The organism is Brevibacillus sp., assembly GCF_003521185.1.
Taxonomy (GTDB): Bacteria; Bacillota; Bacilli; order Brevibacillales; family Brevibacillaceae; genus Brevibacillus; species Brevibacillus parabrevis.
Window position 1 is genome coordinate 18,099 of the sequence record NZ_DOTK01000078.1, and the last position, 21,781, is coordinate 39,879.

At 52.4% G+C, this 21,781-nt stretch carries 19 protein-coding genes; 6 read left to right on the top strand and 13 right to left on the bottom strand.

The window, feature by feature from the left end:
• The first annotated feature begins 134 nt into the window (after nucleotides 1–134).
• Nucleotides 135–1,010, top strand: coding sequence for a dimethylarginine dimethylaminohydrolase family protein (locus DEP07_RS22780; RefSeq protein ID WP_287103043.1), 876 nt, complete (start codon nucleotides 135–137; stop codon nucleotides 1,008–1,010).
• Nucleotides 1,011–1,151: 141 nt separating this feature from the next.
• Here DEP07_RS22780 and DEP07_RS22785 read toward each other — a convergent pair whose 3' ends face one another.
• The 3 genes from DEP07_RS22785 to DEP07_RS22795 form a co-directional block, all read right to left on the bottom strand.
• Complete coding sequence (locus tag DEP07_RS22785) at nucleotides 1,152–1,283, bottom strand: hypothetical protein (RefSeq protein WP_267901842.1); 132 nt, start codon at nucleotides 1,281–1,283, stop codon at nucleotides 1,152–1,154.
• Nucleotides 1,284–1,297: 14 nt separating this feature from the next.
• Nucleotides 1,298–2,557: a helix-turn-helix domain-containing protein gene (locus DEP07_RS22790; protein WP_287103044.1), complete on the bottom strand. Its 1,260-nt coding sequence runs from the start codon at nucleotides 2,555–2,557 to the stop codon at nucleotides 1,298–1,300.
• Nucleotides 2,558–2,795: 238 nt separating this feature from the next.
• Entirely contained in the window at nucleotides 2,796–3,536 is a 741-nt protein-coding gene (locus tag DEP07_RS22795) for a GNAT family N-acetyltransferase (protein ID WP_122963755.1), read from the bottom strand.
• Between the two features lie 224 nt (nucleotides 3,537–3,760).
• Here DEP07_RS22795 and DEP07_RS22800 point away from each other — a divergent pair, with 224 nt between their 5' ends.
• Nucleotides 3,761–4,933 carry an NAD(P)/FAD-dependent oxidoreductase gene (locus DEP07_RS22800; protein ID WP_280649116.1) on the top strand — a complete coding sequence of 391 codons (1,173 nt, stop codon included), beginning with the start codon at nucleotides 3,761–3,763 and terminating at the stop codon, nucleotides 4,931–4,933.
• Between the two features lie 46 nt (nucleotides 4,934–4,979).
• Nucleotides 4,980–5,843, top strand: coding sequence for an RNA polymerase sigma-70 factor (locus DEP07_RS22805; RefSeq protein WP_242775246.1), 864 nt, complete (start codon nucleotides 4,980–4,982; stop codon nucleotides 5,841–5,843).
• Nucleotides 5,844–5,910: 67 nt separating this feature from the next.
• Here the strand turns inward: DEP07_RS22805 and DEP07_RS22810 are convergent, their stop codons facing one another.
• Nucleotides 5,911–7,977: a methyl-accepting chemotaxis protein gene (locus DEP07_RS22810; RefSeq protein ID WP_173599390.1), complete on the bottom strand. Its 2,067-nt coding sequence runs from the start codon at nucleotides 7,975–7,977 to the stop codon at nucleotides 5,911–5,913.
• A gap of 311 nt (nucleotides 7,978–8,288) precedes the next feature.
• Between DEP07_RS22810 and DEP07_RS22815 the strand changes: the two genes are divergently transcribed.
• Both DEP07_RS22815 and DEP07_RS22820 read left to right on the top strand, forming a co-directional pair.
• Nucleotides 8,289–8,855 (top strand): DoxX family membrane protein, encoded by a 567-nt coding sequence (locus DEP07_RS22815; RefSeq protein WP_122963751.1) that lies wholly within the window; start codon nucleotides 8,289–8,291, stop codon nucleotides 8,853–8,855.
• 286 nt (nucleotides 8,856–9,141) lie between these two features.
• Nucleotides 9,142–10,788, top strand: coding sequence for a peptide ABC transporter substrate-binding protein (locus DEP07_RS22820; protein WP_287103046.1), 1,647 nt, complete (start codon nucleotides 9,142–9,144; stop codon nucleotides 10,786–10,788).
• 179 nt (nucleotides 10,789–10,967) lie between these two features.
• Here DEP07_RS22820 and DEP07_RS22825 read toward each other — a convergent pair whose 3' ends face one another.
• The 5 genes from DEP07_RS22825 to DEP07_RS22845 form a co-directional block, all read right to left on the bottom strand.
• Entirely contained in the window at nucleotides 10,968–12,845 is a 1,878-nt protein-coding gene (locus DEP07_RS22825; protein ID WP_287103047.1) for an alpha/beta fold hydrolase, read from the bottom strand.
• Between the two features lie 55 nt (nucleotides 12,846–12,900).
• The gene (locus DEP07_RS22830) at nucleotides 12,901–13,473 is read right to left on the bottom strand and encodes a TetR/AcrR family transcriptional regulator (RefSeq protein ID WP_217023239.1); all 573 of its coding nucleotides are present in this window, start codon (nucleotides 13,471–13,473) and stop codon (nucleotides 12,901–12,903) included.
• A 141-nt stretch (nucleotides 13,474–13,614) separates the two neighbouring features.
• Nucleotides 13,615–14,475 (bottom strand): hypothetical protein, encoded by an 861-nt coding sequence (locus DEP07_RS22835; RefSeq protein ID WP_217023242.1) that lies wholly within the window; start codon nucleotides 14,473–14,475, stop codon nucleotides 13,615–13,617.
• The gene (locus tag DEP07_RS22840; RefSeq protein WP_242774178.1) at nucleotides 14,465–15,040 is read right to left on the bottom strand and encodes a sigma-70 family RNA polymerase sigma factor; all 576 of its coding nucleotides are present in this window, start codon (nucleotides 15,038–15,040) and stop codon (nucleotides 14,465–14,467) included. Before DEP07_RS22840 ends, DEP07_RS22835 begins: the two co-directional genes overlap by 11 nt.
• 233 nt (nucleotides 15,041–15,273) lie before the next feature.
• The gene (locus tag DEP07_RS22845; protein ID WP_122963745.1) at nucleotides 15,274–16,452 is read right to left on the bottom strand and encodes a DUF4272 domain-containing protein; all 1,179 of its coding nucleotides are present in this window, start codon (nucleotides 16,450–16,452) and stop codon (nucleotides 15,274–15,276) included.
• A gap of 148 nt (nucleotides 16,453–16,600) precedes the next feature.
• Between DEP07_RS22845 and DEP07_RS22850 the strand changes: the two genes are divergently transcribed.
• On the top strand, nucleotides 16,601–17,689 hold the full coding sequence (locus tag DEP07_RS22850) for a suppressor of fused domain protein (RefSeq protein WP_122963744.1): 1,089 nt from the start codon (nucleotides 16,601–16,603) through the stop codon (nucleotides 17,687–17,689).
• Nucleotides 17,690–17,849: 160 nt separating this feature from the next.
• Here the strand turns inward: DEP07_RS22850 and DEP07_RS22855 are convergent, their stop codons facing one another.
• From DEP07_RS22855 to DEP07_RS22870, 4 genes are read right to left on the bottom strand one after another with little or no spacing between them, the layout of a single operon-like run.
• Complete coding sequence (locus DEP07_RS22855; protein ID WP_281869359.1) at nucleotides 17,850–18,701, bottom strand: class I SAM-dependent methyltransferase; 852 nt, start codon at nucleotides 18,699–18,701, stop codon at nucleotides 17,850–17,852.
• A 14-nt stretch (nucleotides 18,702–18,715) separates the two neighbouring features.
• A complete protein-coding gene (locus DEP07_RS22860; protein WP_217365748.1) occupies nucleotides 18,716–19,483 on the bottom strand; it encodes an ABC transporter ATP-binding protein in 768 nt (255 codons plus the stop codon).
• Nucleotides 19,484–19,502: 19 nt separating this feature from the next.
• Nucleotides 19,503–20,558, bottom strand: coding sequence for a FecCD family ABC transporter permease (locus tag DEP07_RS22865; protein WP_287103049.1), 1,056 nt, complete (start codon nucleotides 20,556–20,558; stop codon nucleotides 19,503–19,505).
• Between the two features lie 28 nt (nucleotides 20,559–20,586).
• A complete protein-coding gene (locus DEP07_RS22870) occupies nucleotides 20,587–21,753 on the bottom strand; it encodes an ABC transporter substrate-binding protein (protein ID WP_122963740.1) in 1,167 nt (388 codons plus the stop codon).
• Nucleotides 21,754–21,781: the final 28 nt, after the last annotated feature.

The window sequence follows — 21,781 nt, forward strand, 5'->3', positions numbered from 1 at the left end:
GCAAAAAATTTTACACAAATCCCCGCATCTGGCGCGGAATAGCGATTGACAGTCCAAAATCAGAATGTGTACACTTAGAGTGATTTTTCGAAATATGAACAATATTCCATAATACGGAATAAAGGGAGGCAACTATGTTCCAAGGCAGCCAATCCATGGTCAAAAAGATGAAGACAGTCATCATCAAGCATCCCCGTGAAGCTTTTATCAGCCAGGCCCACCTCGAAGAATCGTGGAAAACCTTTAACTATACAGACCGTCCTGATTGGGACAAAGCTTTGCACGAGTACGAGAAGTTCGAAGCCATTTTGCAAGAGCATGTGGAAAACGTCCTGCATCTCCCGCAATCGGACAAAACCGGACTCGATTCCATCTACGCCCATGATCCGGTGAAGTTCACGTCCAAAGGGGCGATCATCCTCAAATCCGGCAAAGAGCTGCGCCAGGGTGAAGCAGAAGTATACAAAGACTTTTTGCAAGCAAACAACATTCCGATTCTCGGACAGTTGACAGGCGATGCCCGCTCCGACGGTGGCGACCTCGTCTGGCTGGACGAAAAAACGCTCGCCATCGGGCTAGGCTTCCGCACCAACCAGGCGGCGATCGCGCAAATTACGGAGATGGTCAAAGATTTCACGGAAGAAATCATCGTCGTTCCGCTGCCATACGACCGCGGCCCGGCGGAGTGCCTGCACCTGATGTCGATTATCAGCATGGTTGACCACGATCTCGCCGTCGTCTATTCCAAGCTGATGCCTGTTTTCTTCCGTCAGCTGCTCATCGACAGAGGCATTGAACTGATTGAAGTTCCCGACAACGAATACGATAACCTGGGCAGCAACGTCCTCGCGCTCGCCCCTCGCCTGTGCATGGTCGTAGCGGGCAATCCGCTCACAAAAGAGCTGCTGCAAAAAGCGGGCGCTACGGTGTACGAGTACGAGGGTCATGAAATCTCGTATAAAGGCACGGGCGGCCCTACTTGCCTGACTTCTCCGGTTGAGCGGGTGTAGTTTTCTCGCAACCGTTCGGAAACTGGTTTCTCCAAATGAAAAACGAGTCATAGAAGTGATTCTACGGCTCGTTTTTTTCGGCTGTTTCTTTGTTTGTTTCTGAAAAAAGAGGCTTTTGCAGCGCTTGGCAAACAGTTATTTTTACCAATCGGGGTCCGCGAATGTGATGACAAATTTCACCCAATCAGGATCAGCATGCTGCGGCATGTATTGTATTTGGGTAATGGTGAAGAGAAAAATGAAAGCAGCGAATCCAGGCAACCATTTTTTCATGGCACTCTACCTCCCTATTCTTTTACTAAACTAGCACGGAAAATTTCCGCGATATTTTCCACGGTCTCGAAAGATACATCCTTTCTATTTGCTAGATGGTACTTAAAAATCGTCTCAAAACCCTCAACCATCTTTGCCGCCGCTCCAATTTGTCGATAAAATGCAATACTTTGTGTGAGACTGTCGATCCCTTCCTCCTCCAGCTCCATTGAGATCAAGCAAATGCCTTTTCGTTTAAAGTATCTGGCTGCATGTTTAATTCGGTTAGGATGGGTGTCCACCGACAAAAAGGTGTCTTCAGTAGCGATCAGCTCTTGAATCGCACCATTTTGTTCCGTTTCGAAGTATACGTCCAATAGATCGCTGGCAATCGTAATGCGCTCAGACGGCTTTGCTTCATGCAAGCACTCGTTATACAGCGCAATCGCTTGGTCGTATTCTCCTTTTTTCGCATGCAGCAGCGCCCGCAAATGCTTCTTTCGGAAATCCGCATATTCACTTTTTTCGTATAATTCCAAATATTGCTCAGCCAAAATCAAATATCCAAGGCGCAAATAAGCGTTCACGACAGAGATTAACGCTGAAGCTTTTTGCCTGCTGTCGTTTGTCCTGTCTTCCATCAACGCCTTTCCGCACAGTTCAATGCTTTCGCTGTAATAATCCAAAATATAAGCGTGGACGCCCATCCAGTAATAGTAGTCGATGCGCTCTAACGGTTGCAGCAGGTCGATATAGTGCAACAATTCCATTCCTCGCTGAAAAGTTTCTTCAAAGCGGGAAAAATCATCCCGTTCGAGCAAATAACGCGCGTAGAGATTCTTCGCCAGATAGAAAGGGATGCCGCGTTTTCTCGTAAACTCGATCATCACCTCATGCAAGGCCAATTTAGTCGATGAGTCCTCTGTTTCTTTTGCCAGTTGATGAAGGTAGTCCAGCGCAAGAAAAGTATCCATTTTCGGTGTGTCGAGCAGCTTCTGAGCCGCTTTGCGCACGAGAGCCTGGCTGTTAAGCGAAATAGCTTCGTTCAACAACAACTGAATCGATGCAGGTCTTTCGGTTGTACTTAAATAGACGGAGATAACATCGACATACGGAATTTTCAGAGCACTTGCGATCTTCTTCCACTGGGAAAAACCTGGCCGCTTGGTTGCTCCTGACTCCATTCTGGAAAGTGCTGTTTTGCTAATACCCGTTCGTTCTGCAAGCTCGCTTAACGATATATTTTCCCGCTGTCGATAGGCAAGGAGCAATTCTCCAATTTCTTCGGTGAGCATTGAGATCCCCCTAAAAAATTTTTATCTTTTATATTTTTTATAATATAACACGACTAGAAAAATGGGAATATATTCCTTTGGCGTAAAATAAAAAATATATAGAACAAACACGACAAAATACCAAAAGGCGCAAGTCCGGAGCCAAAAAGTACCCAAAAAAGAAGAGCCTCGACAAAGCGGCTCTCCTTTACACAAATCTGATCTGGCAATTCCTCGCAATGCAACAGCCTGTGCGCGCTTACAGAAAATGCTGCATCCAAATATTCGGCTCCACGTACTTGGCCTCGTTTTTCTCCACATCCATCCGCACAGGGACAAGCGCGTCCGGAATGATATACGTGCCGGACTCAGGGAACTTCAAGCCTGTCCATTCCTCCCAGTTGGCAATGCTTCCCACGATCGACATGGATTCCGACGCCACTTTCATGATTTTCGCCCCCATCTTCCAATGCGTGCGAACCCACGGATCAAAAGGAGCGCCCTCTTCCGTCTTCCATTCGATGTAGTTTTCCATCGGGGTCAACGGATACTTGTGCTTGAGCGATGGGCGAACAGGCGCCACCATATATTCCAGCCCGTTTTGCTTCGCAATGTCTTTCATCGCCGCCACCATGTGACGACTCAGTCCAAGACCGCGATGCGCAGGGTCGATTGAAATCGAAAGCGCCGACAATGTGTTTGGCTTCTGGCCTTGGGCGTGTCCTTCAATCCCGCGCAGAAAGACGTCTCCCCAGCCCTTCGGCATTCCTTCCAGCGTGCCGTCCCAGTAAAAAGGAATCGAGTTGCCCACGGCCATTACCTTGTCGTTTTCATCGGTCAACAAATATTGAAAAGAAGCAAACCACTCTTCCAGCCGATCGTAGTGCTGGTCGGCCACTTCGTCATGCAGCATGAAGGTAGACCAGCTGGCAGCGAGCACTTCGGCCATCTGATCGTTCAAATCAGGACGTTCTGCTTGTGTATACACCTTGTATGCCATTCTTTCCATCCTCCCAAAAACATCGCTGTCTCTCTGTTCGCCAAAAGGCTCCTCGCTAGAAAGTCAGGAAATCCTTTCCACGACTCTTTCATTCTATCAAAACTTGTTTGAAGCACAAACTTTTTCGCCGAATCGCCCTTTTCCGAAAAAACTTCTGATTGCTGCGTCACAAAAATTGCCCCCGCCTCGTTATATGGTCAAATCGCAGCGAGGAGCTGATCTCCATGAAAGAAATGACTGTAGTCGTAGTCGGTGGCGGCTATGCCGGAATCAATGCCGTTAAAGCAATCCAGGACACATGCAAAGGACGCCCTGCACGCATCGTCCTGATCGACAAGGAGCCTTACCATCTGCGCAAAGTTTTGCTGTTCAAGCCAGCTGTCTCCCAAACCGATATCGCCATCCCGTTGAAAACCATCTTCCCCGCAGGCGTTGAATTTTTGCAAGGTACGGTCGTTTCTGTCCAGGGAAGCGCCAAGATGATCCATTATGTAGATAAAGGCGGAAAAGAACTGTCGCTTGCGTATGACGTGCTCGTCCTCGCGGTAGGCAGCGTCGCCCGCCGAGCAGAACCGGAGCAGGGCGGAATCGCCTTGTCTGATGTGGCAGCCGCCGAGACGATTCGCAACACCTGGCAGCAAAATATGCGGCTGGCCGTTTTGGAAAAGCGCCCCGAAGAAAGACAGCGGCTCTTGACAATCGCTGTCGCAGGAGCGGGCATCAGCGGCATCGAGACAGCTTCCGAGCTTGCTTTTTCCATGCGGCAGGAAGCGCAACACCTCGGCATCGCTCCCCATGAAGTCACTGTCTACTTGCTCAATGCGCAAAATCGCCTCTTCACGGAAGGACCTGTGAAAATGGCGCGCAAGCTGGAACAAGCTTTGCTGGACGGCGGAGTCACGGTTTTGCACGGGACAAAAGCCATTCGCGAGCAGGACGGCAAGCTGAGTCTGTCCACGGGCCGCACGCTTGCTGTCGGTCTGTGCATCTGGGCGCTCGGTCTGCTGCCGAACCCGGCGCTGCGCCAGATGGGGTTGCCGCTCACCACACACGGCCAGCTTGTCGTGGATGAATCGTATCGGGTCGCTGGCGCCCCTTTCGTCTACAGCATTGGCGATTGCGCCCGCATCGTCGACCCGGCAAGCGGTCAGGCGGACCGGATGACGTGCAAGGAAGCGAGCAGGCAAGCCGCCCGGTTGAGCAAAATTATCCTCGCTGATCTGGATGGAACGCAGTCTCCCGTTCATAAAAGTTGCATGGACTTCTACTGCGTCGGATTGGGGCCGGAGCGGGCGATCGTCTGGACGCGCCAATGGGGCGTGGACATCATTTTGACGGGGAAATTGGGCTGGAAGCTGCGTCAGTTCACGTGGAATATTGCCAGCATGATAAAATAAGGAAAAAACGATGCTGACACTAGACGCCAGAGGAAGTGAACATGCGATGGAGGCCCTTTATCAGCAATACAAAGGATTGCTGTTTCGTCTCGCCTACCAGCTCACAGGCTCGGCCACAGATGCGGAAGATATCGTGCAGGATGTCTTTTTGAAAGCGTACGATGTCGAGCTGGAACAAATCGCAGAGCCAAAAGCCTACCTGTGCAAAATGACGACAAACCGCTGCCTCGATCTGTTGAAATCGGCACGCCACAGGCGGGAGCTGTACACGGGGCCATGGCTGCCCGAACCGATCCCTACTCCCGGAGCGGACAGCTACGAATCGGTCATCACCAAAGATTTGTTGTCGTACGCCATGCTCGTGCTGCTCGAACGCTTGTCTCCGGTCGAGCGTGCGGTCTTCGTCCTGCGCGAAGCTTTTGCCTTCGACTACGACGAGATTGCCCAGCTTGTCGGAAAAAGCCAGGCCAATTGCCGGAAAATCATCAGCCGCTGCAAAGCCAAGCTCGGTTTGGATGCAGACGAACAGCTTCACGCGCACGAAAAAGAAATCGGCGAAGAATGGATCGGCCGTTTTCTGCATGCGCTGGAACACGGCAATGTCAACGCTTTGCTCACGCTCTTGTCCGCAGACGCTGAACTGCTCTCGGATGGCGGTGGAAAAGTATTCGCTGCCATACGTCCGGTCGTGTCTGGCAAACGTGTCGCGGAGTTCTTGCTTGGCTTGATGCGCTTCGCCGCACAAGGCTCTCCGTACGAAGTAGGGCTTGCTTCGCTGAACGGCCAAACGGCACTCGTCATCCGGCAAAATGACGCAGTAGATACAGTCGTTTTCCTGCACAGCAAGGCAGAAAAAATTCACCGCCTGTACTTCGTTCGCAACCCGGATAAACTGAAAGCTGTCCTGTAAAAGCAAAGCAATGCCCCCTTCGCTCTCGGTACGAAGGGGGCATGTTCACGCTCATGACTTTGTTCACTTACAGGCGAAAGCGCTGGACGATCTCTTCCATCGAATGCGTCAACTCCGCATTACGTTCGGAGATGGTCGCGATTTTCTGGTTGTTGTGCGCGATAATTTGCGCCTGCTCGGTGATCGCTTCGACGCTGTATGCGCTTTGTCCCATGGAGCTTGTCACTTGCTCCACGATCGCCACTACACTGGCAATCGACGAGTTCAATTCTTCGAACGAAGCGCTGAAATCCGTCAGCAATGTGTTGAAATGATGTGCGTCGCTGTTGTATTGCTCTGACATGTGAATCAGCTTGCCGTAGTCCGGGCGGACTTTGCTGTCGATAAACTCCAGCACGCTGGAAGAGTTTTCTGCGAGATTGTTCACGGACTCGCGCACGATGGCGATAATTCGCTGAATATCGATGACGACCGCAGACGACTGTGTCGCCAGCTTGCGTATTTCATCAGCCACGACGGAGAAGCCTCTTCCGCTTTCCCCGGCACGCGCCGCTTCAATCGCGGCGTTCAAGGCGAGCAAATTCGTCTGCTCGGAAATATGCAAAATCGCTTCTGCCAACAAATTGATTTGCCCCATCGATTCGGTCGACTGCACAATCGCCTGCTCCGTTTGCTGCTTCACGCTTTGATACAACTCGGCTGCTGATACTTGCGCCGCAACGGCATTTTCCTTCAACACATCGGCTCGCTGGCTTACGTCCTGTGAGGTAGCCGCTGCTTCGGTCGTGCGCAAAGTGACTGCGTGAACGACATGCTGAATATCAGTAAGAGTAGCGTTCATTTCTTCCGTCGAAGCCATTGTCTCTTGCATATGCGACAGCAAGACAGCAGTCGCCTCCGCCGTTCCGCTCGATTGCTCGCTGACGGCCACTGTGGATTGCTGCACGCTTTGCGCATTTTCCGCTACCACATGAGAGACGGTCGCAAGCTTGCTCGCCACTTCCCGCAATTGCTCGCGCATGACCAAAATCGACTTCGCCATCAGGCTGATCTCATCCTCCGTCACCTGCTCCTTCGCCACGATCTGCTCGCGCAAGTCGAACTCGGCTGTTTGCGCAATCATCTTGCGCATGTGGTCGAGCGGTCCGGTAATCAAGCGGCTGAGCACAAACGACAAGATCAGCGCTCCTGCCACCGCTGCCGCCATTTTCAATAGCGCAGACCGGAGACTGTTGGCGAGCACTTCGTTGCGCTCCGTATTGTTGTAGACGATTTCCACTACACGGGAACGGCTCAGGTCGTTGGCGCTCTCATCCAGCTTGTATGGGATATAGCGGTATGTTTGGTCGTCCTCTCCCGTACTCTCGTGAAATTCCTTGATCGTCTGCGTGGAGAACGCCGCTTCAAAAGTTGGCGCAAACCGCTGCGCGATGCGCAAAGCTTTGCCGTCCTCCCCTTTTTTGCCGAGCGCGTAGCCATCGTGCGAGTAAACGGTGATTTCTTTCACAATGCTGTATTTGCCTGCGATCTCCTTCGAGACATCGAGAAAGTTGAACGTCTGGAACAAGTCGCTGTCCTGCAAATTCATGCTCGCTTCCAGCAAATATTTGTGATCCCCGGTTGGGAGATAGGCGAACTTTTTGATCTGCCCGCTGTTGACGGACACTTCCATTCCGTCGGCGGAAAACTTGCTTCCGTCGATTCGTTTCTTCAACACCTCCGCGAAAGCTCCCGATTGGCTAAAATCGAGTCCCACGTCAGAGGCGACACTGGACTGCACTACTTTGATGTTTCGATCAATGACGAAAAAATCCATTCCGTACTGCTCGCGCAAAGCCGCATAGTCCCACGCCGAAAGCGCCGAGTTGGCCTGATAGTTTTTCGCCAGCTTTTCCAGTGCGCCCTTCATCCGCTCCTCCATGTCTTGCTCGAACACGCCGTACACGAGATCGACGTTTTTGACGGCATGAATGATCCGATCCTCGACTAGCTGATACTGCACCGCTTTTTCCGAAAGGATCGTGGCCTTGAGCTGCGAATAGTCGATCAGCGACAGCACAATCGCGACCAGCATCGTAAACAGCGAGATCATAACGCTGAGTTTCATTTGAAAAGACACAAAATTTCGTTTCATAAGTATGCTCCAATAGTCTCCGTATTTTTCAACAAAACTCAACATAATTTACCATATCTTAACTTGTCAATATTTCTTCCCGATGACTTTATTTTGCAAAAACTATGTCTTCTTACCTTTTTGCGCTTTTTATGTCCATCCGAACACATGACAATCGAACTAAGGTTAACATCGTGCCAATAGTGTCAATGAACACCGTATGAACTTATGCCCTAAACCACTGCATCAAATCGTTCCTTGTGTTAAAATCACCTGGAATCAATATCCATCACAGGATATCCATTCTATTTTTATAAGGAGGGCACGTACACATGCGTCCACCAAGCAACAACGAAATCATCATTCCTGAAAATCCCGTGTCACAATTTTTGTTCACCAGCACCCGTTCGGCATGGATCTGGCTGATCATCCGCGTGTATGTCGGCTACACTTGGCTGACAGCAGGCTGGAAAAAAATCCATACCGACTCCTGGACAGGAGACAAAGCTGGAGCTGCCATCGAGGGCTTCGTCAAAGGCTCGCTCGCGAAAGCAGCGGAAGGAAAAGACGTCACCTCCTGGTACGGCTGGTTTTTGGAAAGCGCCGTTTTGCCAAATGCCAAGCTGTTCGCTTTCATGGTCGCTTACGGCGAGGTACTGGTTGGTCTCGGACTCATTCTCGGCCTGCTTACCGGAATTGCCGCTTTCTTCGGCGGATTGATGAACGTCAGCTTCCTGTTCGCAGGGACAGTCAGCACCAACCCGATGCTGTTTGTTTTTGCCACATGGCTCGTTCTCGCTTGGAAAGTCGCTGGCTGGTACGGTCTGGACCGTTGGGCTTTGTCGTACCTGGGCACGCCTTGGACACGATCGAAGTCGCGTAACGTGGGCATGCACTAGCCTCTCGTTCCATTCATCATCCTGCATACGGCAGGCAAAAGACGCTGGCTGCACCGGAATCTTCTGGTGTCGGCCAGCGTTTTTTTATTCAGGATCAAATCGCTTGCAACAGCAGCCGCTTTCCGCTTTGCTGCTGATTCAAGGACAAATTGTATGAATTATTCCCGGTTTTAAAAACAGAATATTCATGAATATTTATACAGAATGTTTAATGACATATACAGGAAACTGAATTATCCTTCTACATATGAATTTTTAAAAATATTCAAACAACTAGGAGGTACTGATGAAAAAATGGTTGCGAGTTGCCTGTAGCACCGCGTTACTAGCAAGCCTCATGATCGGCTGTACGACGAAGCCCGCTGAAAATGCCCAGCCTGCCGCAAGCCAGCAGCCCGCTGGTGAGACCGGAAAACCTGCCTCGGGAGAACCGATGGTCTTGCACTGGAGCATCACGGGCGAACCTCCGACGATGGACCCCGGCATTGCTACTGACGCCTCCAGCATGGACATGATCAATCTCGCTTTTGAAGGACTGACTATCGTCGATCGGCAAGGTCAGATGATCAACGGAACAGCAGAGAGCTTCACCAACTCCCCTGACTTTACCCACTTCACTTTTACCTTGCGCAAGGATGCCAAATGGAGCAACGGCGATCCGGTTACCGCCCACGATTTTGAATACGCTATCAAGCGCAATCTCGATCCGAAAACCGCCTCCGGCTACGCTTACCAGCTGTTCTACATCAAAGGCGGCGAAGAGTTTTTCAACGGCACAGGCAAAGCAGAAGACGTCGGCGTCAAAGCCAAGGACGATTACACACTCGACTTCACCCTGCGCTCGCCTACGCCATTTTTCCGTGAATTGACCTCATTCACTACTTATTATCCTTTGCATAAAAAGACGCTGGAGAGCAATCCGAAATGGGCAAGCGACGCCTCTACCATCGTCGGAAACGGCCCGTTCGTCATCGACCAGTGGGAGCATAAAGCGAAGCTGGCCTTTTCCAAAAGCCCTACTTACTGGGATCAGGCCAACGTCAAGCTGGATCGGATTGAAATCGTCGTGATCGAAGACAACAACACCGCTCTCTCGATGTTTGAAAACGGCGATCTCGATTGGGGCGGCTATCCTTCCTTCGGCCTTTCTCCTGATGCAATCGGGCAAATCAAGGAACAGGGCAAGCTGGTCGTCGCCGATAATCCGGGGACAAAGGCAGTCATTTTCAATACGCAAAAACCGCCTTTTACCAACAAAAAAATTCGCCAGGCTTTCTCTTACTCCATCGAACGCCAACAGTTAATCGACAATATTTTGCAAACCGGGGTACCTCCTGCATACGGTTGGGTGCCGACCTCGATGGGCTTGAACCCGGACGGCTACTTCAAGGAAGACATAGACAAAGCCAGGCAGCTGCTCGCGGAAGGCATGAAGGAGCTGGGGTTGACCGAGTTCCCGAAGGTGACGTACTACTACGACACGGGAGAAACTGACAAAAAGATCGCCCAGGCGTTGCAGGACGAGTGGAAGAAAACGCTCGGCGTGAACATCGAGATTCGCACAGCCGAATGGAAAGTGTTCAACGACGACGTCCAGAACGGGAAATACGACTTCGGCATCTGGCTATGGGGCGCCGATTTCAACGATCCGATCAACTTCCTGGAAATGTACAAGGACAAAGAAGGCGGCAACAACGTGGTGCGCTTCGACAACAAAGAGTACCGCGACCTGTTGAACAAAAGCTACTATGAAACCGATGCCGCGAAACGCAAGCAGTTGATGTTCGACGCGGAAAAAATTCTCATGGAGGAAATGCCGCTCGCCCCTCTGCACTTCCGCGGCAACGCCTACGTGAAAAACGACAAAGTCAAAGATTTCGTGATCTTCCCGCTCGGAGGTTCGTACTTCAAGTACGCGTACGTAGAAAAGTAGCTCGCTTCGCTTGCCCGAAGTGCCCGAATCGCTCGAATCGCCCAAAAGAAAGAGGAGCTTTGCCTGTTTGATCGGCAAGGCTCCTTTGGTTTTTGCTGAAAGTGTTCCTAGCCCCAGCCCCGTCTCGTTGGGAAGGGCGGAAGTTGGGAAGTCGGACAGTCAGGAAGTCAGGCTATCTCCTATCCCCTCAGTAATCGCAGCAAGCTGGCAGTCTCGTACGGATGGCTGAGCGGAAAATGGTGGGCCAAATCCAGGCGGTGTACCGCAATCTGCCTCTCCCCAAGCGCTGCCTCCTGCTCGCTGGTCAGGCGATAGGCGCTGTCTTGATTCCCCCATACAAGGTGAACGGGAAAAGCGGCAGCCTGCCCCCACTCCATTTGTTGAAAATCGTGCATGAAATAACGTAAAACCTCTGCGTGCGTCTTGCTGATGCGCGGTGATTGCAGAAGGCTTTTTGTCTTGTCCAGATAGCCAGCCGGCACCTCAGCCACGAAGCGAAACATCCCTTGTTCAATCATCGTGCTCTCCAGACGGGGGCGAGTCAGCTGCTTTTGCAAAAAGCGCTGGAGCAAGCTCTCGCTCTTCCCGATTTGCACAAGCAGCGGGTTCTGCTTCGGGGCGTGCAGCGGCGGTTGCAGCAAATACACTCCGGCGATCTTGTCCGGCACTCGCTTGGCCGCTTCCCATGCCAGGAAAGCACCAAACGAATGCCCTGCCAAATGGACGGGAGCAGGCAGCTCTCGGAGCGCGCTGGCGACAGCCTCGATGAAGCCGCCCAGCTTTTGCTCCCGGTGATGATAGGGCGATCTGCCAAAGCCCGGCAAGTCCCACAGCCATACCTTCTCCTCGCCAAGCTGCTCAGCCAGCGGGAACAAATCGCCAAGCTCGCTGAACAAGCCGTGCAACAGTACCCATGGCGCTCCCTCCACGCCTGGCTTCTGATAGGCAGCCAAGCCTGCGACTTTCGCCCGCTGAAAAGCATCGGGAGCGGCATCGTCCCGGACAGACAGTCGATAATCGAGATCAGCCACAACGCTTGGCAGATGACTGTCGACGCGATATTCGCCTACTCCCCTCATTTGCTTCATGTGCTGAAAAGGCGCGAGCGGAAACTGTTTTTTCACGATAAAGTCCATCGAGTTGGCCGGAACGCCGAGCAAGCGGCTGCCTCCGTTGCGCACGATCGTTTTCAAAACGGACAGCGGGAACGGGACGGACGGAGGCTTCATCCGCAGTTCTTTTGCCATGAGCTGCACCAGTTCCGGGAAAGACGGCGTCGCCCCGCGCTCGTTCAAGGCGTAGTACGTCTGGTGCGCGATGTTTCTTGCCTCGACAATTCCGACGATTACTTCAGCCAGATCGTCCACAGCAAGCAGCGGGAGCCACCATTCTTTTCCGCCGGGCAATACGGGAAATTTCCCCTGCCGCATGGAGTTGACCACAAGTCCCAGGCCATCCGTCTGCTCGGTGCTTCCCGTATGCCGCGGCCCGATGATCGTGCTCGGATTGACGACAACCAGCGGCATTCCTGCTTGATGAGCCTGTTGCCGCACGTACAGGTCAGCCAAAAACTTGTATTTTTCATAGCCTCCTGCATGATCGAACAGCTTGTTCTCGGTGAACACATCCGTGGCAAGCGTCGCGCTCGCATCGTCAAAAGGGCTCATGTAACCGACAAGGTGAATGAGCTTTTGCAGCCTTTTGCGCTGGTGCAGCTCGCCTGCCAGCTTCAACAGATGTTCGGCTCCTTGCAAAATGACTTTTCTGGCCGCTTCCTCGCCGAGCGAGATATCCATCGGCACCCCGGCATGAATGATTGTATCTGCGGCAAGCACCCGCTGGTAGTCAAGCTCTGACAGCCCCAATCTCTCCTCGCGCAAGTCGCCCCGCACTGCGCTGCTGTTCGCCTGCTCTTCGGCTGTCATTGCAGCCAGCTGCCTCTCCCACTTTTCCAGAGAGCGCACGAGCGCCAACACCGTATGTCCTGCGCGTGCCAAGCGCCTTGTTACCTCCCGGCCGATAAACCCTGTCGCTCCTGTTATCAATACAACTGCCATAAAACGAACCTCCCTTTAATAGGACTAATCGGTACTAATCAGTTGCAAAAAAAGCCTACACTTGAATCAAGTGTAGAAAAGTAGCGCCTGCGTTTATAAAAGCTTCTGTGTTGCCGTAAGACTCGGCAAGCTGCATGGCCCCTTCCAAAATCGTGATGAGAAGCGCCGCCGTCTCGGGAACCGGAATCTCTGCCTTGAACTCTTTTCGCTCAACTCCTTCTCTTAGCACATTTTCCGCTACTCCTTGCAGCTCGCGCATAAACGCGTGGATGCGAACCCGAACCTGCGGGATTTGCGCGGACAGAAGGGACAGGATCGGACAACCTCCCACACAGTCTCGCCCGTTCAGCTCGTCAGCCAGTGCGGCAAAAATTTGCTCGATCCGCCTCGCAGCGGTCAAGTCCCTGGCCTGGGCAATCTCATCAAGCACCGTGCGCAACAATTGGGCGCGGTAGTCCAACACAGCGACAACAAGCTCCTCCTTGCTCTTGAAATGGTAGTAAATATTTGACTTGGAGACTTTGCTCTGCGCCACGACGTCATCCATGCTCGTATTCATCAGCCCTTTTTGCAAAAACAGAGCGGATGCGCTGGCAATCACATGGTCGCGATTCGAGATTTTTTTCATGATTAGAACTATATAGTCCTAATCAAATAATGTCAAGCGACAAGCTGCTCGGCACATGCAGTTGGCAACAAAAAAACGTGCCCGCGGGAGCCACTGAAAATCATGGCGTCGCCTGGACACGCTTCGCTGGTTGCAATCCGCTTACTTACCGGACACGGGCGCGGGAGCTGGAGCAGGGCCAGCCCCTTCTGTAACAGGAGCATTTTTCAGCTTTTCTCTCGCTTGCTCGATTTCCGTTTGTGTCAGCGGCGCTCCTGTCGAGAAGCCGTCAATGATTTTGCCCAATACGTTAGGCGCAAAATCATCTTGCGCATACAACTCGATCGTATACCCGTCCTTCTCCCAAATGACAATCCCGTTCGCCATGTACACTTTCGTTCCGTTCAGCACTTGCGTTTTGACTTCCTCTGTCGTTCCGATCCCGTTTTCCCCGCCTTTCGAGATCAGGAAGTTCACTGTTTTATCGCCATGCGCATATTGGACTTCCGCCATGCTGTCACCGTGAACGACCGTGTTGACGTACTCGTAATCGGCTACCCAGGATGGCGCGGGGAAGTTCGAACCGAGTAGCGCGCGCGCTTCCTGCACCGTCAGATTGGGACGCGGCTGCAAAGTCACGGCACGGGCGCCGTCTGCTCCGGCTTGGACGGCTGCATTTTCGCTTGCAGGTGCAGCAGGCTCTTTGTCATATTGCACAATTTGCAAATTCCCCACTTGAAACCGCGCCAAAATAGAGGACAGCATTTCTTGGGCAAACGAGGTAGTCGAGAAAGCTCCCGTCAGGCAGACAATGGCAGCGACACTGGCCGCAACCGTTTTCCAACTGCTTTTTTTCATCACGATCTCATCCTTTTCCACAGGCTTTGCCTGGATTTTTCCGGCTTTCAGCTTGTTTGCAAGCCGGTTGTAGATTCTGTCCCTCGCTGCCTGGTCATCCAGCTCCACATGAGCGAGATAGTCGGCCAGCTCGCGAAATTCGTCTGTATCCGGCTTATTCCTCATGCCGAAAACCTCCTTTTTCCAGCTCTTTTTGCAGCTTCTTCAAGCATCTGTACAGCACAACCCCGATATTCGAACCGCTGACGCCAAGCAGCTCTGCGATTTCTGCGTTTTTCAAGCCTGCCGCATACTTCATGCCGATGATGTTGCGTTCTTTGTCGCTCAGCTTTGCCAGCGCCCGGAACAAAGCGGCATGGCGGTCATCGCGGATCACGATGTCTTCCGGAGACGACTTGGGCAAGGCCAAATTCAAAATCGAACTGAGCGAGAAGGCGGCCCTTTTTTTCTGTGAGCGGAAGTAATCCGTCACCGCATTTCTGGCAATGGCGAACAGCCATACTTCAAAACTCGCTTTTTCCGGCGAAAAGCGGTTGTATTTGGCAATCACCGCTTCGAATACGTGGCTGCATACTTCCTCTGCCGCATAGTGATTGTCGATCCGGTAGCAAATGTACTTGTAGACGCGTTTGTAGTACGCATCGTAAATCTCGGCGAACTTTTCCGCTGCCATGCACTCATCGTGGCTCTCGTTCAGCTGATTTTGGTGGATGCCCGTTTTGGTGCTCATTTGAACAATCTCCAACTACTTCCCCTCCCTTCCCTCCCGACTCAGACATGGTACAGGAACAAATTGCGCAATTTGTTGTGGTTGTCCGTGAGTCTCACGCTAGTTAATACGGAAAAAAACAGATTGTATTAACAAATCGGTCGAGAAAAGTACCCAACTCTTTTTCGAGCACAACGAAAAAAGCCGACATCGTTCGTGAACGATATCAGCCTGTTGCTGCTTTTTAGCGAACCCTATGTGTCCATCTGCACATGATCCCACTCGTCTTCCATGTGACGCACGAGCCAGTTTAGTGCCCTGTGTCTTTCCATGACGACTCCCGGCTCCAAACCTCCCGCCACGGTCCGGTTGTTGATGCGCGCATCGACGCACGCCCAATCGTAGCGATAGATCAAATCCGCCTGATCCAAAATCTCCGCCTTGCTTCGCACGACGGCGTTGTCGTAGAAAGTTTGATAGTTTCCCGCGCTGCGCAATACATCGATGGCATAGCTGACATCGCAAATCTCGCTCGGAAACTCCAATTCTTTTTTATAGCCGAGCGCCCACAACAGCACCCAGTAGCATTCGTACATCCACGCCATCTGCACCATGTCGTTCTGGCTTGGATTCGGGTCGTCGAGGAGCTTTCTTTCGTTTTCCGTAAAGAAGTCTGCCGCGCCGTACTGCTCGATAATTCCTTCGATGAACTCGCGCTCTTCGGCAATCTCCCCGTTCTCCGCGATTCCGGCGGCGTAGACGGCAATCAGGCACAAAGCAATGGCCCGCTGCACGATCTCTTCCTTGGTCCTGATGACAGCATCCTCATCCCCGACGATGACAGGCAAATGGTTAATATACGGGACGCCTTGCTCCTGCAAAAGCTGGATGTTGCGCGCTTTGCGCTCTTCCCCGGACTGGGATGGACGCACGTGCCGATCGATAAACTCGGTGCTCACCGTCACCAAATAGTCGTCCACCTCTGATTCGCCCTCGGTGTTCAAAAGCAGGCGGCCCTCTTTATCGAGCATGTGGCCTGTCGGGAGGAAAACGATGCCGGATACTTCCTTGGCAATCGCCAGGACAGCAGCGAACGTTTCCCGGTCGATTTCCTTGCTGGCTACGATGCCTACGGCCACGTTGAGCGCGGTAATCTGGATCAGCAGCTTTTCCTTGACCTTTTCATGCGCCGTCTCAATCTGGGCAAAAAATCCGTACATCCCTTTTTTCATCTGCAAAAAGCGCTCCGGATCGGCTTCCTCGCGCATGAAGTTGAAGGCCAGTGTGCTTTTGCCAAACCATTTCTTGTCTGTGACAGTCACGCTTTGTCCGTCCGCAGCAGCTTGTACTTCTTTGTCTGGAAAAGTCTCCTTGATCGCATCGACTATTTTTTGATAGTCAGCTATGGAGACGTATAGTGTACATTGATTCATCGTTGCTCCCCGCTTTCGTTTCTATCTTTTGTCTAGACGAAATTTTGCCACCAATAGTCAATTATGGTATTCTACCCCTGTTCCGTGCAAGTTTACATCTACCTATTTTGATGAAGAATCTACCATATTCCGTTTGGAAGGTGATCCGATGAAAAACATTTTGTTGGAGGAATTTTCTCCACTTTGCGACATTCAAGCCTTTGTCGAAGAAGATGAATCTGGCGTTTATTTTTATTTGTGGGACTACCCCGGCCAGGAACACGCGAGTATTCGCTCCTGCTGGGTGCGCAATTACGGGCCAGCTCCCGAGACACTCGATTTTTCCGCCATGGAAGACGGAAACGCTCCCATGCTGCCGCGCGACTGCTGCGCCCATCCGCAAGGCGCGGAAAAGCTCGACCCAGATGAGCTGTCAATCGTCTGGCTGACAGAAGGAGACGCCGCAGCTTTGCTTTATCAAGACGAGGTGCTGTGCGTCATTCCCGGCTGGGCGGGGCAGCAGGCAGACGGCTCCAGCTATCCGGCTTATGCGCGAGACTGTATCGCAGAATCTCCTTTCTGCTTTCCGCTGGGCACACCAGACACAAACGCTTTGTTTGCGCGAATCGAAGCTGCCCGGCAATTTTGGGCGAGCTGGGACGAAAATCCTTGGCCAGACTTGCAGCATCAGTATCTCGACGCGATCACGGCAACGCTTGGCCCGGTCAAAAACTATTACGGCATCGACGGCGGTCACTGGCCGCCGAAAGCATTGGTCACGGTGGAAAAGGGCGAAATCACCTATGCCGTCACCTTGGGCGTCTCCATCGTGCCGCAGCCAAAGGTCGAGCTATATACCGAATCACCGGAACAACTGCGCCGCTTCGAGCTGGCTTTTGCCTGCGAAACCAAATGGCTGGCTGAAAATGAAAAGCAACTTTTGGCCTACATCAGCGGACAAACAACGCTGCCCTGGTCGTACATGACTTTTCTCGCCCAAGGGCACACCATCCCTTGTCAGGAGATCAGCGAGGTAGACGCCCGCTTCACATCCATGCTGCTCGCCAAGCCCCAAAGCGCCCCGGCGCTGGCCTTCCCGACGGTTTACGGCGATCCGGTCAACCTGCTCTGGATGATTCCCATCACGAGTGCCGAACAACGCTTCGCGGAGGAAAACGGGTCGGAAGCATTGATCCGTCTGGCTGCTGGGACGGAAGCGGAATGGATTTTCAATGGGATGGAAAAGTGGATGCGTTGAGTGAATGCGTAGAAAAAGTTCGGATTCGCCATGCCGAAAAGAGTTGCCTAGCATGATAAAAAGCTTCGCTGCATTTTGTGCGCGAAGCTTTTTCGTGCTTGTTTTGCTTATGTGTTTCTCCTGTTTCCTCCCTTCGCTACAGCTTCGATCAACACCATCTTTACAAACTAATCCTTCTCTCCGGCTTCCAATACAACAACGCCGCTTTAAACTGATGCACATACGCAGGCTTGCCATCTACCCAGACCAAATATTGGCGCAAAATCGCCTCCGCTTTCTCCCGATCATAGGACGGCTCCATAATCGCGCTCAAATTTTGGCTGACAAACTGCTCCTCCGACTCGTACACGTACGTTTTTTGCAAAGGAAGAATATTGCAGTTCACGTCAATGCCCAGCTCATATAGCAAATTGGTCAGATGAATATAGTCTCTGCGCGAAAATCTGATTTTGTACCCGAGCTGCTGATGAATATCCCAGTAGTGCGGCTTTTCCGGTCCGCTAGTCATCCCGATCACCGCCAACCGCCTGGCCGAATTGTTCATATTGACCATCGCCTGATCAATCGCCTGCATCCGATAATAGCAGTTCACACCAAACACGACATCATGGACGGGCGGCTCGTACTCTTCCCACTTGGCATGGACAAAGCTCATGTTGGATAGCCCTTTCGCACGCGCCCCCTGCTCCAGATAGCCCAGCACACTCGCCGAGCTGTCTACGCAAGTGAGCGACCGCGCTTTGCTCGCCGCCGCAAACGTGTAATTTCCCCATCCCGGCCCAATCTCCAGCACTTCATCGTCTTCCTGAATAAAGGAAAGCAGCTCCCTGCCAATCTCCCGCACATAGTCATCCGGCTCCGCTTCCGCCGTTTTGCGCTGCAAAAATTGATCCCAAAAGCTTTCTTCCAGTTGGTCGTCAGTCATGCGCTCGGGCAGCTTGCCTTCCCAGTTTTTCATCCCTTCCATCCAGGCTTCCCTGGACTTCATCCCTAGCCTTACTCCGTAGTACATGTTCTCCCCCTTGCTTATCGCGACTCTGGCAGCGTGGCCGTCAACTTCAGACCGCTGCTGCCCTGCCCGATCTCGACTTTTACTCCGTACACCTGCTCCATATTCGCAGAGGTAAACACTTCCTCCGGCCGCCCGGAAGCATAAATTTGCCCTTGCTGCAGCAAAAACACGCGATCTGAATATCTGGCCGCCAGCTCCAGATCGTGCATGATCAACACGACCAGCACTTGCTGCTGGAGGGCAAGCTGCCGAACCAGCTCCAGCACCTCCAGTTGATGGCGAATATCGAGAGCGGACGTCGGCTCATCCAGCAGCAGTATTTCCGGCTCTTGGGCAAGCGCTCGCGCAATCAGTACCTTTTGCCGCTCGCCTCCGCTCAGCTCGTCCATATAACGCTGCGCCATTTCCGCAAGTTGCAGCCGCTCCATGATTGCTCCCGCTACTTCCAGATCGTGAGCCGTCACGTTCCACTGCATGTACGGTTTCCTGCCCAAAAGCACTGTCTCCAACACCGTTAACGGATAGCCGAAAGCCGTGTGCTGCGGCACGTACCCCAGCGTTTTCGCCAACTCGTTAGCCGAATAGGAGCGAATGTCTCTGTCTTTGATCCAGATCCGCGCTCGTTCCACCGGGATAATCGACGCCATGCTTTTGAGCAAGGTTGTTTTCCCGGCACCGTTTGGCCCGATGATGCTTGCGACCTCGCCTTTTTGCAAGTTCATCTGAATTTGCTTCAGAATCATCTTCGTTCCGTACTTGATCGATAAATCCTTGACCTGCATGTACACCCGACCGTCCTCCTTATGCCCAGTAGTCCTTGCGCTTTTTCAACAGCAAATAGACGAAAAACGGGGCGCCAAACAACGCGGTGATGATGCCTACCGGAATCTCGATCGGAGATAATACCATGCGGGCCGCCGTATCTGACAAGAGCAACAGCAAAGCGCCCATCAGGCAAGAGCACGGCAGTAAAAATCGATAATCCGTCCCGATGATGATTCTGCTGATATGCGGTGCCACCAGCCCGATGAACCCGATAATCCCTGTGAAGGCAATCGTGACGGAGGCCATCAAGGTAACGAGCAAAAGGCACACCCAGCGGACTTGTTTGACATTGACGCCGAGCGTTCGCGCTACATCTTCGCCAGCGCATAGCGAGTTCAGGTCCCAGGCGTATTTCAGCAAAAGGACAAGCGAGATGATCACGAGCGGCAGCAAAATGTGCAGCACTTGCCATTTTGCTCCCCAAAATCCCCCCATGAGCCAGACGACCAAGTCTTTCAACGCTTCGTTGTTGGAAAAAAACTTCAAACCGGAAACGCCCGCCGAAAACAGTTGCCCAATGGCCACCCCCGCCAAAAGCAGTACGGTCGTCGAGCTGTTTTTGAGCTTGGCGATGCCGTAGACCGCGCCCACAGCGAGACAGCCAAACACAAAGGCATTAAGAGCGATCATCCACTGTCCACTCGAAACGAGGTTGATGCCAAACACACTCGTCCCGGCCACGATCGCCAATGCTGCTCCAAAAGCCGCTCCGCTCGATACGCCGAGCGTAAAAGGGTCTGCCAGCGGATTGCGCAAAATCGCCTGCATAATCGCACCGGCACATGCCAGCGAAACTCCTGTAATGATCGACATGACCATGCGCGGCAGCCGAATCTCGTATACGATGTAGGCGGTCATCTCATCGGAAGCGCGTCCGGACAAAATAGCCAAAAGCTCAGGCAACGCAACTTCTACAGCCCCTTGACTGACTGCGTAAAGCGTCAGCAACACCAGCAGGAGGAAAAGGCTTGTCAAAACGAGCAGCTTGCTTTTCACGCTCCCGTGATAGATGGCCTGGATCGGTCGCTGCACTGGCTTGCTCAGCGGTTGTCCTTGGCTGTCATTGAACATCTTTGAACGAATAGTGCCAAATGCCTTGGTATGGCACGCCTAACCATTTTTCAAAATACTCTTTGGCATACTGCTCGGGATCGATATCCTGGAATTTATCCGGGTACAAATATTTGGCTAGTTGGAGATTGCCGATATACCGCTTGTCCGATCCGACAAAGTTGGTGTAGAAAAAGTAAATGTCTTTGCTTTGCCCCGCCTTGAGCCGCGAAACAGATGTCGTGCTCATAATATGGCGCAGCGCTTCCTCAAACGGCTTCGTATCCTTCACATTGTAGCCACCCAGCCAGGTGCCGTGCAGGGTAATGACCTCCGGGTTGCGCTTGAGCACATATTCCTCGTCGACCATGATCGTAGTCGACGCCTCCGCCGGATTCCATTGCAAGTCGGCAGCGTCTTTCCCGCCAGCCAGAATCGTCGCGTAGCCTTCCCCTACTCCTGGCTTCCCGTCCAACGACTGGCTGGGGAAAATCCGGTAGCCCCCGTTCGTATTGAGAAATCCGGCTGACAAGGCAAGCACCTGTTTTTTGTCTTCCTCCTTGATGCCTGCCACCCGGTCCGCTAACAGCTTTTCAATCGAATGCTTCCAGGCGAGAAATTCGTCTGCCTTGTCCGATTTATCAAAAATTTTTCCGAGCAGCTTCAGCTCCTCATCCATCTGTTCCGGCAAATAGTTGTTCATTCGCACGACTTTGATTCCGGCTGGCTCCAGCTTTTCCTCCAGCGTCTTGTCTGGGCGATTCGTATAGGCGAAGACGATTTGCGGCTTCAAGCTGATGATTTGCTCCAGATTGATCTGCTTCGTTTCCCCCACATCCGGCTTGCTGTCAAATCCGAGGTACGGGTTATTTTTGACCGTCGTGTCGCCTGTAGCCAGCACGTACTGCTCGGCTCCCAGCAGCTTGATCGCTTCTGCCGTGTTGCGATTGAGCACGACCACCCGCTCTACTGGTAGCTTTACCGTGATCGCAGTCCCTGCGGAATCTTGAAAAGCAAGCTCCTGCTTTTCCTGCGGCACCGCCTGTTCAGTTTTCTGTTCCGCAGGCGTTGACGATGACGGTGAAGCAGCAGAGCAGCCAGTCACGACCAAAAAAATCGTGAGCAGGCCAAACAGCCATGCTTTGCCGATCCAGCTTTTCCGGTTCTTTTGCAGCATCGTTTCCACTCCCTATCTTTTTGTGATC

Excerpts from the sequence above, each read along its gene's own strand:
- DEP07_RS22870 (WP_122963740.1), bottom strand. The coding sequence starts at position 21,753 with ATGCTGCAAAAGAACCGGAAAAGCTGGATCGGCAAAGCATGGCTGTTT.
- DEP07_RS22850 (WP_122963744.1), top strand. The coding sequence starts at position 16,601 with ATGAAAAACATTTTGTTGGAGGAATTTTCTCCACTTTGCGACATTCAA.
- DEP07_RS22820 (WP_287103046.1), top strand. The coding sequence starts at position 9,142 with ATGAAAAAATGGTTGCGAGTTGCCTGTAGCACCGCGTTACTAGCAAGC.
- DEP07_RS22805 (WP_242775246.1), top strand. The coding sequence starts at position 4,980 with ATGGAGGCCCTTTATCAGCAATACAAAGGATTGCTGTTTCGTCTCGCC.
- DEP07_RS22835 (WP_217023242.1), bottom strand. The coding sequence starts at position 14,475 with ATGAGGAATAAGCCGGATACAGACGAATTTCGCGAGCTGGCCGACTAT.
- DEP07_RS22780 (WP_287103043.1), top strand. The coding sequence starts at position 135 with ATGTTCCAAGGCAGCCAATCCATGGTCAAAAAGATGAAGACAGTCATC.
- DEP07_RS22800 (WP_280649116.1), top strand. The coding sequence starts at position 3,761 with ATGAAAGAAATGACTGTAGTCGTAGTCGGTGGCGGCTATGCCGGAATC.
- DEP07_RS22860 (WP_217365748.1), bottom strand. The coding sequence starts at position 19,483 with ATGCAGGTCAAGGATTTATCGATCAAGTACGGAACGAAGATGATTCTG.
- DEP07_RS22790 (WP_287103044.1), bottom strand. The coding sequence starts at position 2,557 with ATGCTCACCGAAGAAATTGGAGAATTGCTCCTTGCCTATCGACAGCGG.
- DEP07_RS22855 (WP_281869359.1), bottom strand. The coding sequence starts at position 18,701 with ATGTACTACGGAGTAAGGCTAGGGATGAAGTCCAGGGAAGCCTGGATG.
- DEP07_RS22810 (WP_173599390.1), bottom strand. The coding sequence starts at position 7,977 with ATGAAACGAAATTTTGTGTCTTTTCAAATGAAACTCAGCGTTATGATC.
- DEP07_RS22795 (WP_122963755.1), bottom strand. The coding sequence starts at position 3,536 with ATGGCATACAAGGTGTATACACAAGCAGAACGTCCTGATTTGAACGAT.
- DEP07_RS22845 (WP_122963745.1), bottom strand. The coding sequence starts at position 16,452 with ATGAATCAATGTACACTATACGTCTCCATAGCTGACTATCAAAAAATA.
- DEP07_RS22830 (WP_217023239.1), bottom strand. The coding sequence starts at position 13,473 with ATGAAAAAAATCTCGAATCGCGACCATGTGATTGCCAGCGCATCCGCT.
- DEP07_RS22825 (WP_287103047.1), bottom strand. The coding sequence starts at position 12,845 with ATGGCAGTTGTATTGATAACAGGAGCGACAGGGTTTATCGGCCGGGAG.
- DEP07_RS22815 (WP_122963751.1), top strand. The coding sequence starts at position 8,289 with ATGCGTCCACCAAGCAACAACGAAATCATCATTCCTGAAAATCCCGTG.
- DEP07_RS22785 (WP_267901842.1), bottom strand. The coding sequence starts at position 1,283 with ATGAAAAAATGGTTGCCTGGATTCGCTGCTTTCATTTTTCTCTTCACC.
- DEP07_RS22840 (WP_242774178.1), bottom strand. The coding sequence starts at position 15,040 with ATGAGCACCAAAACGGGCATCCACCAAAATCAGCTGAACGAGAGCCAC.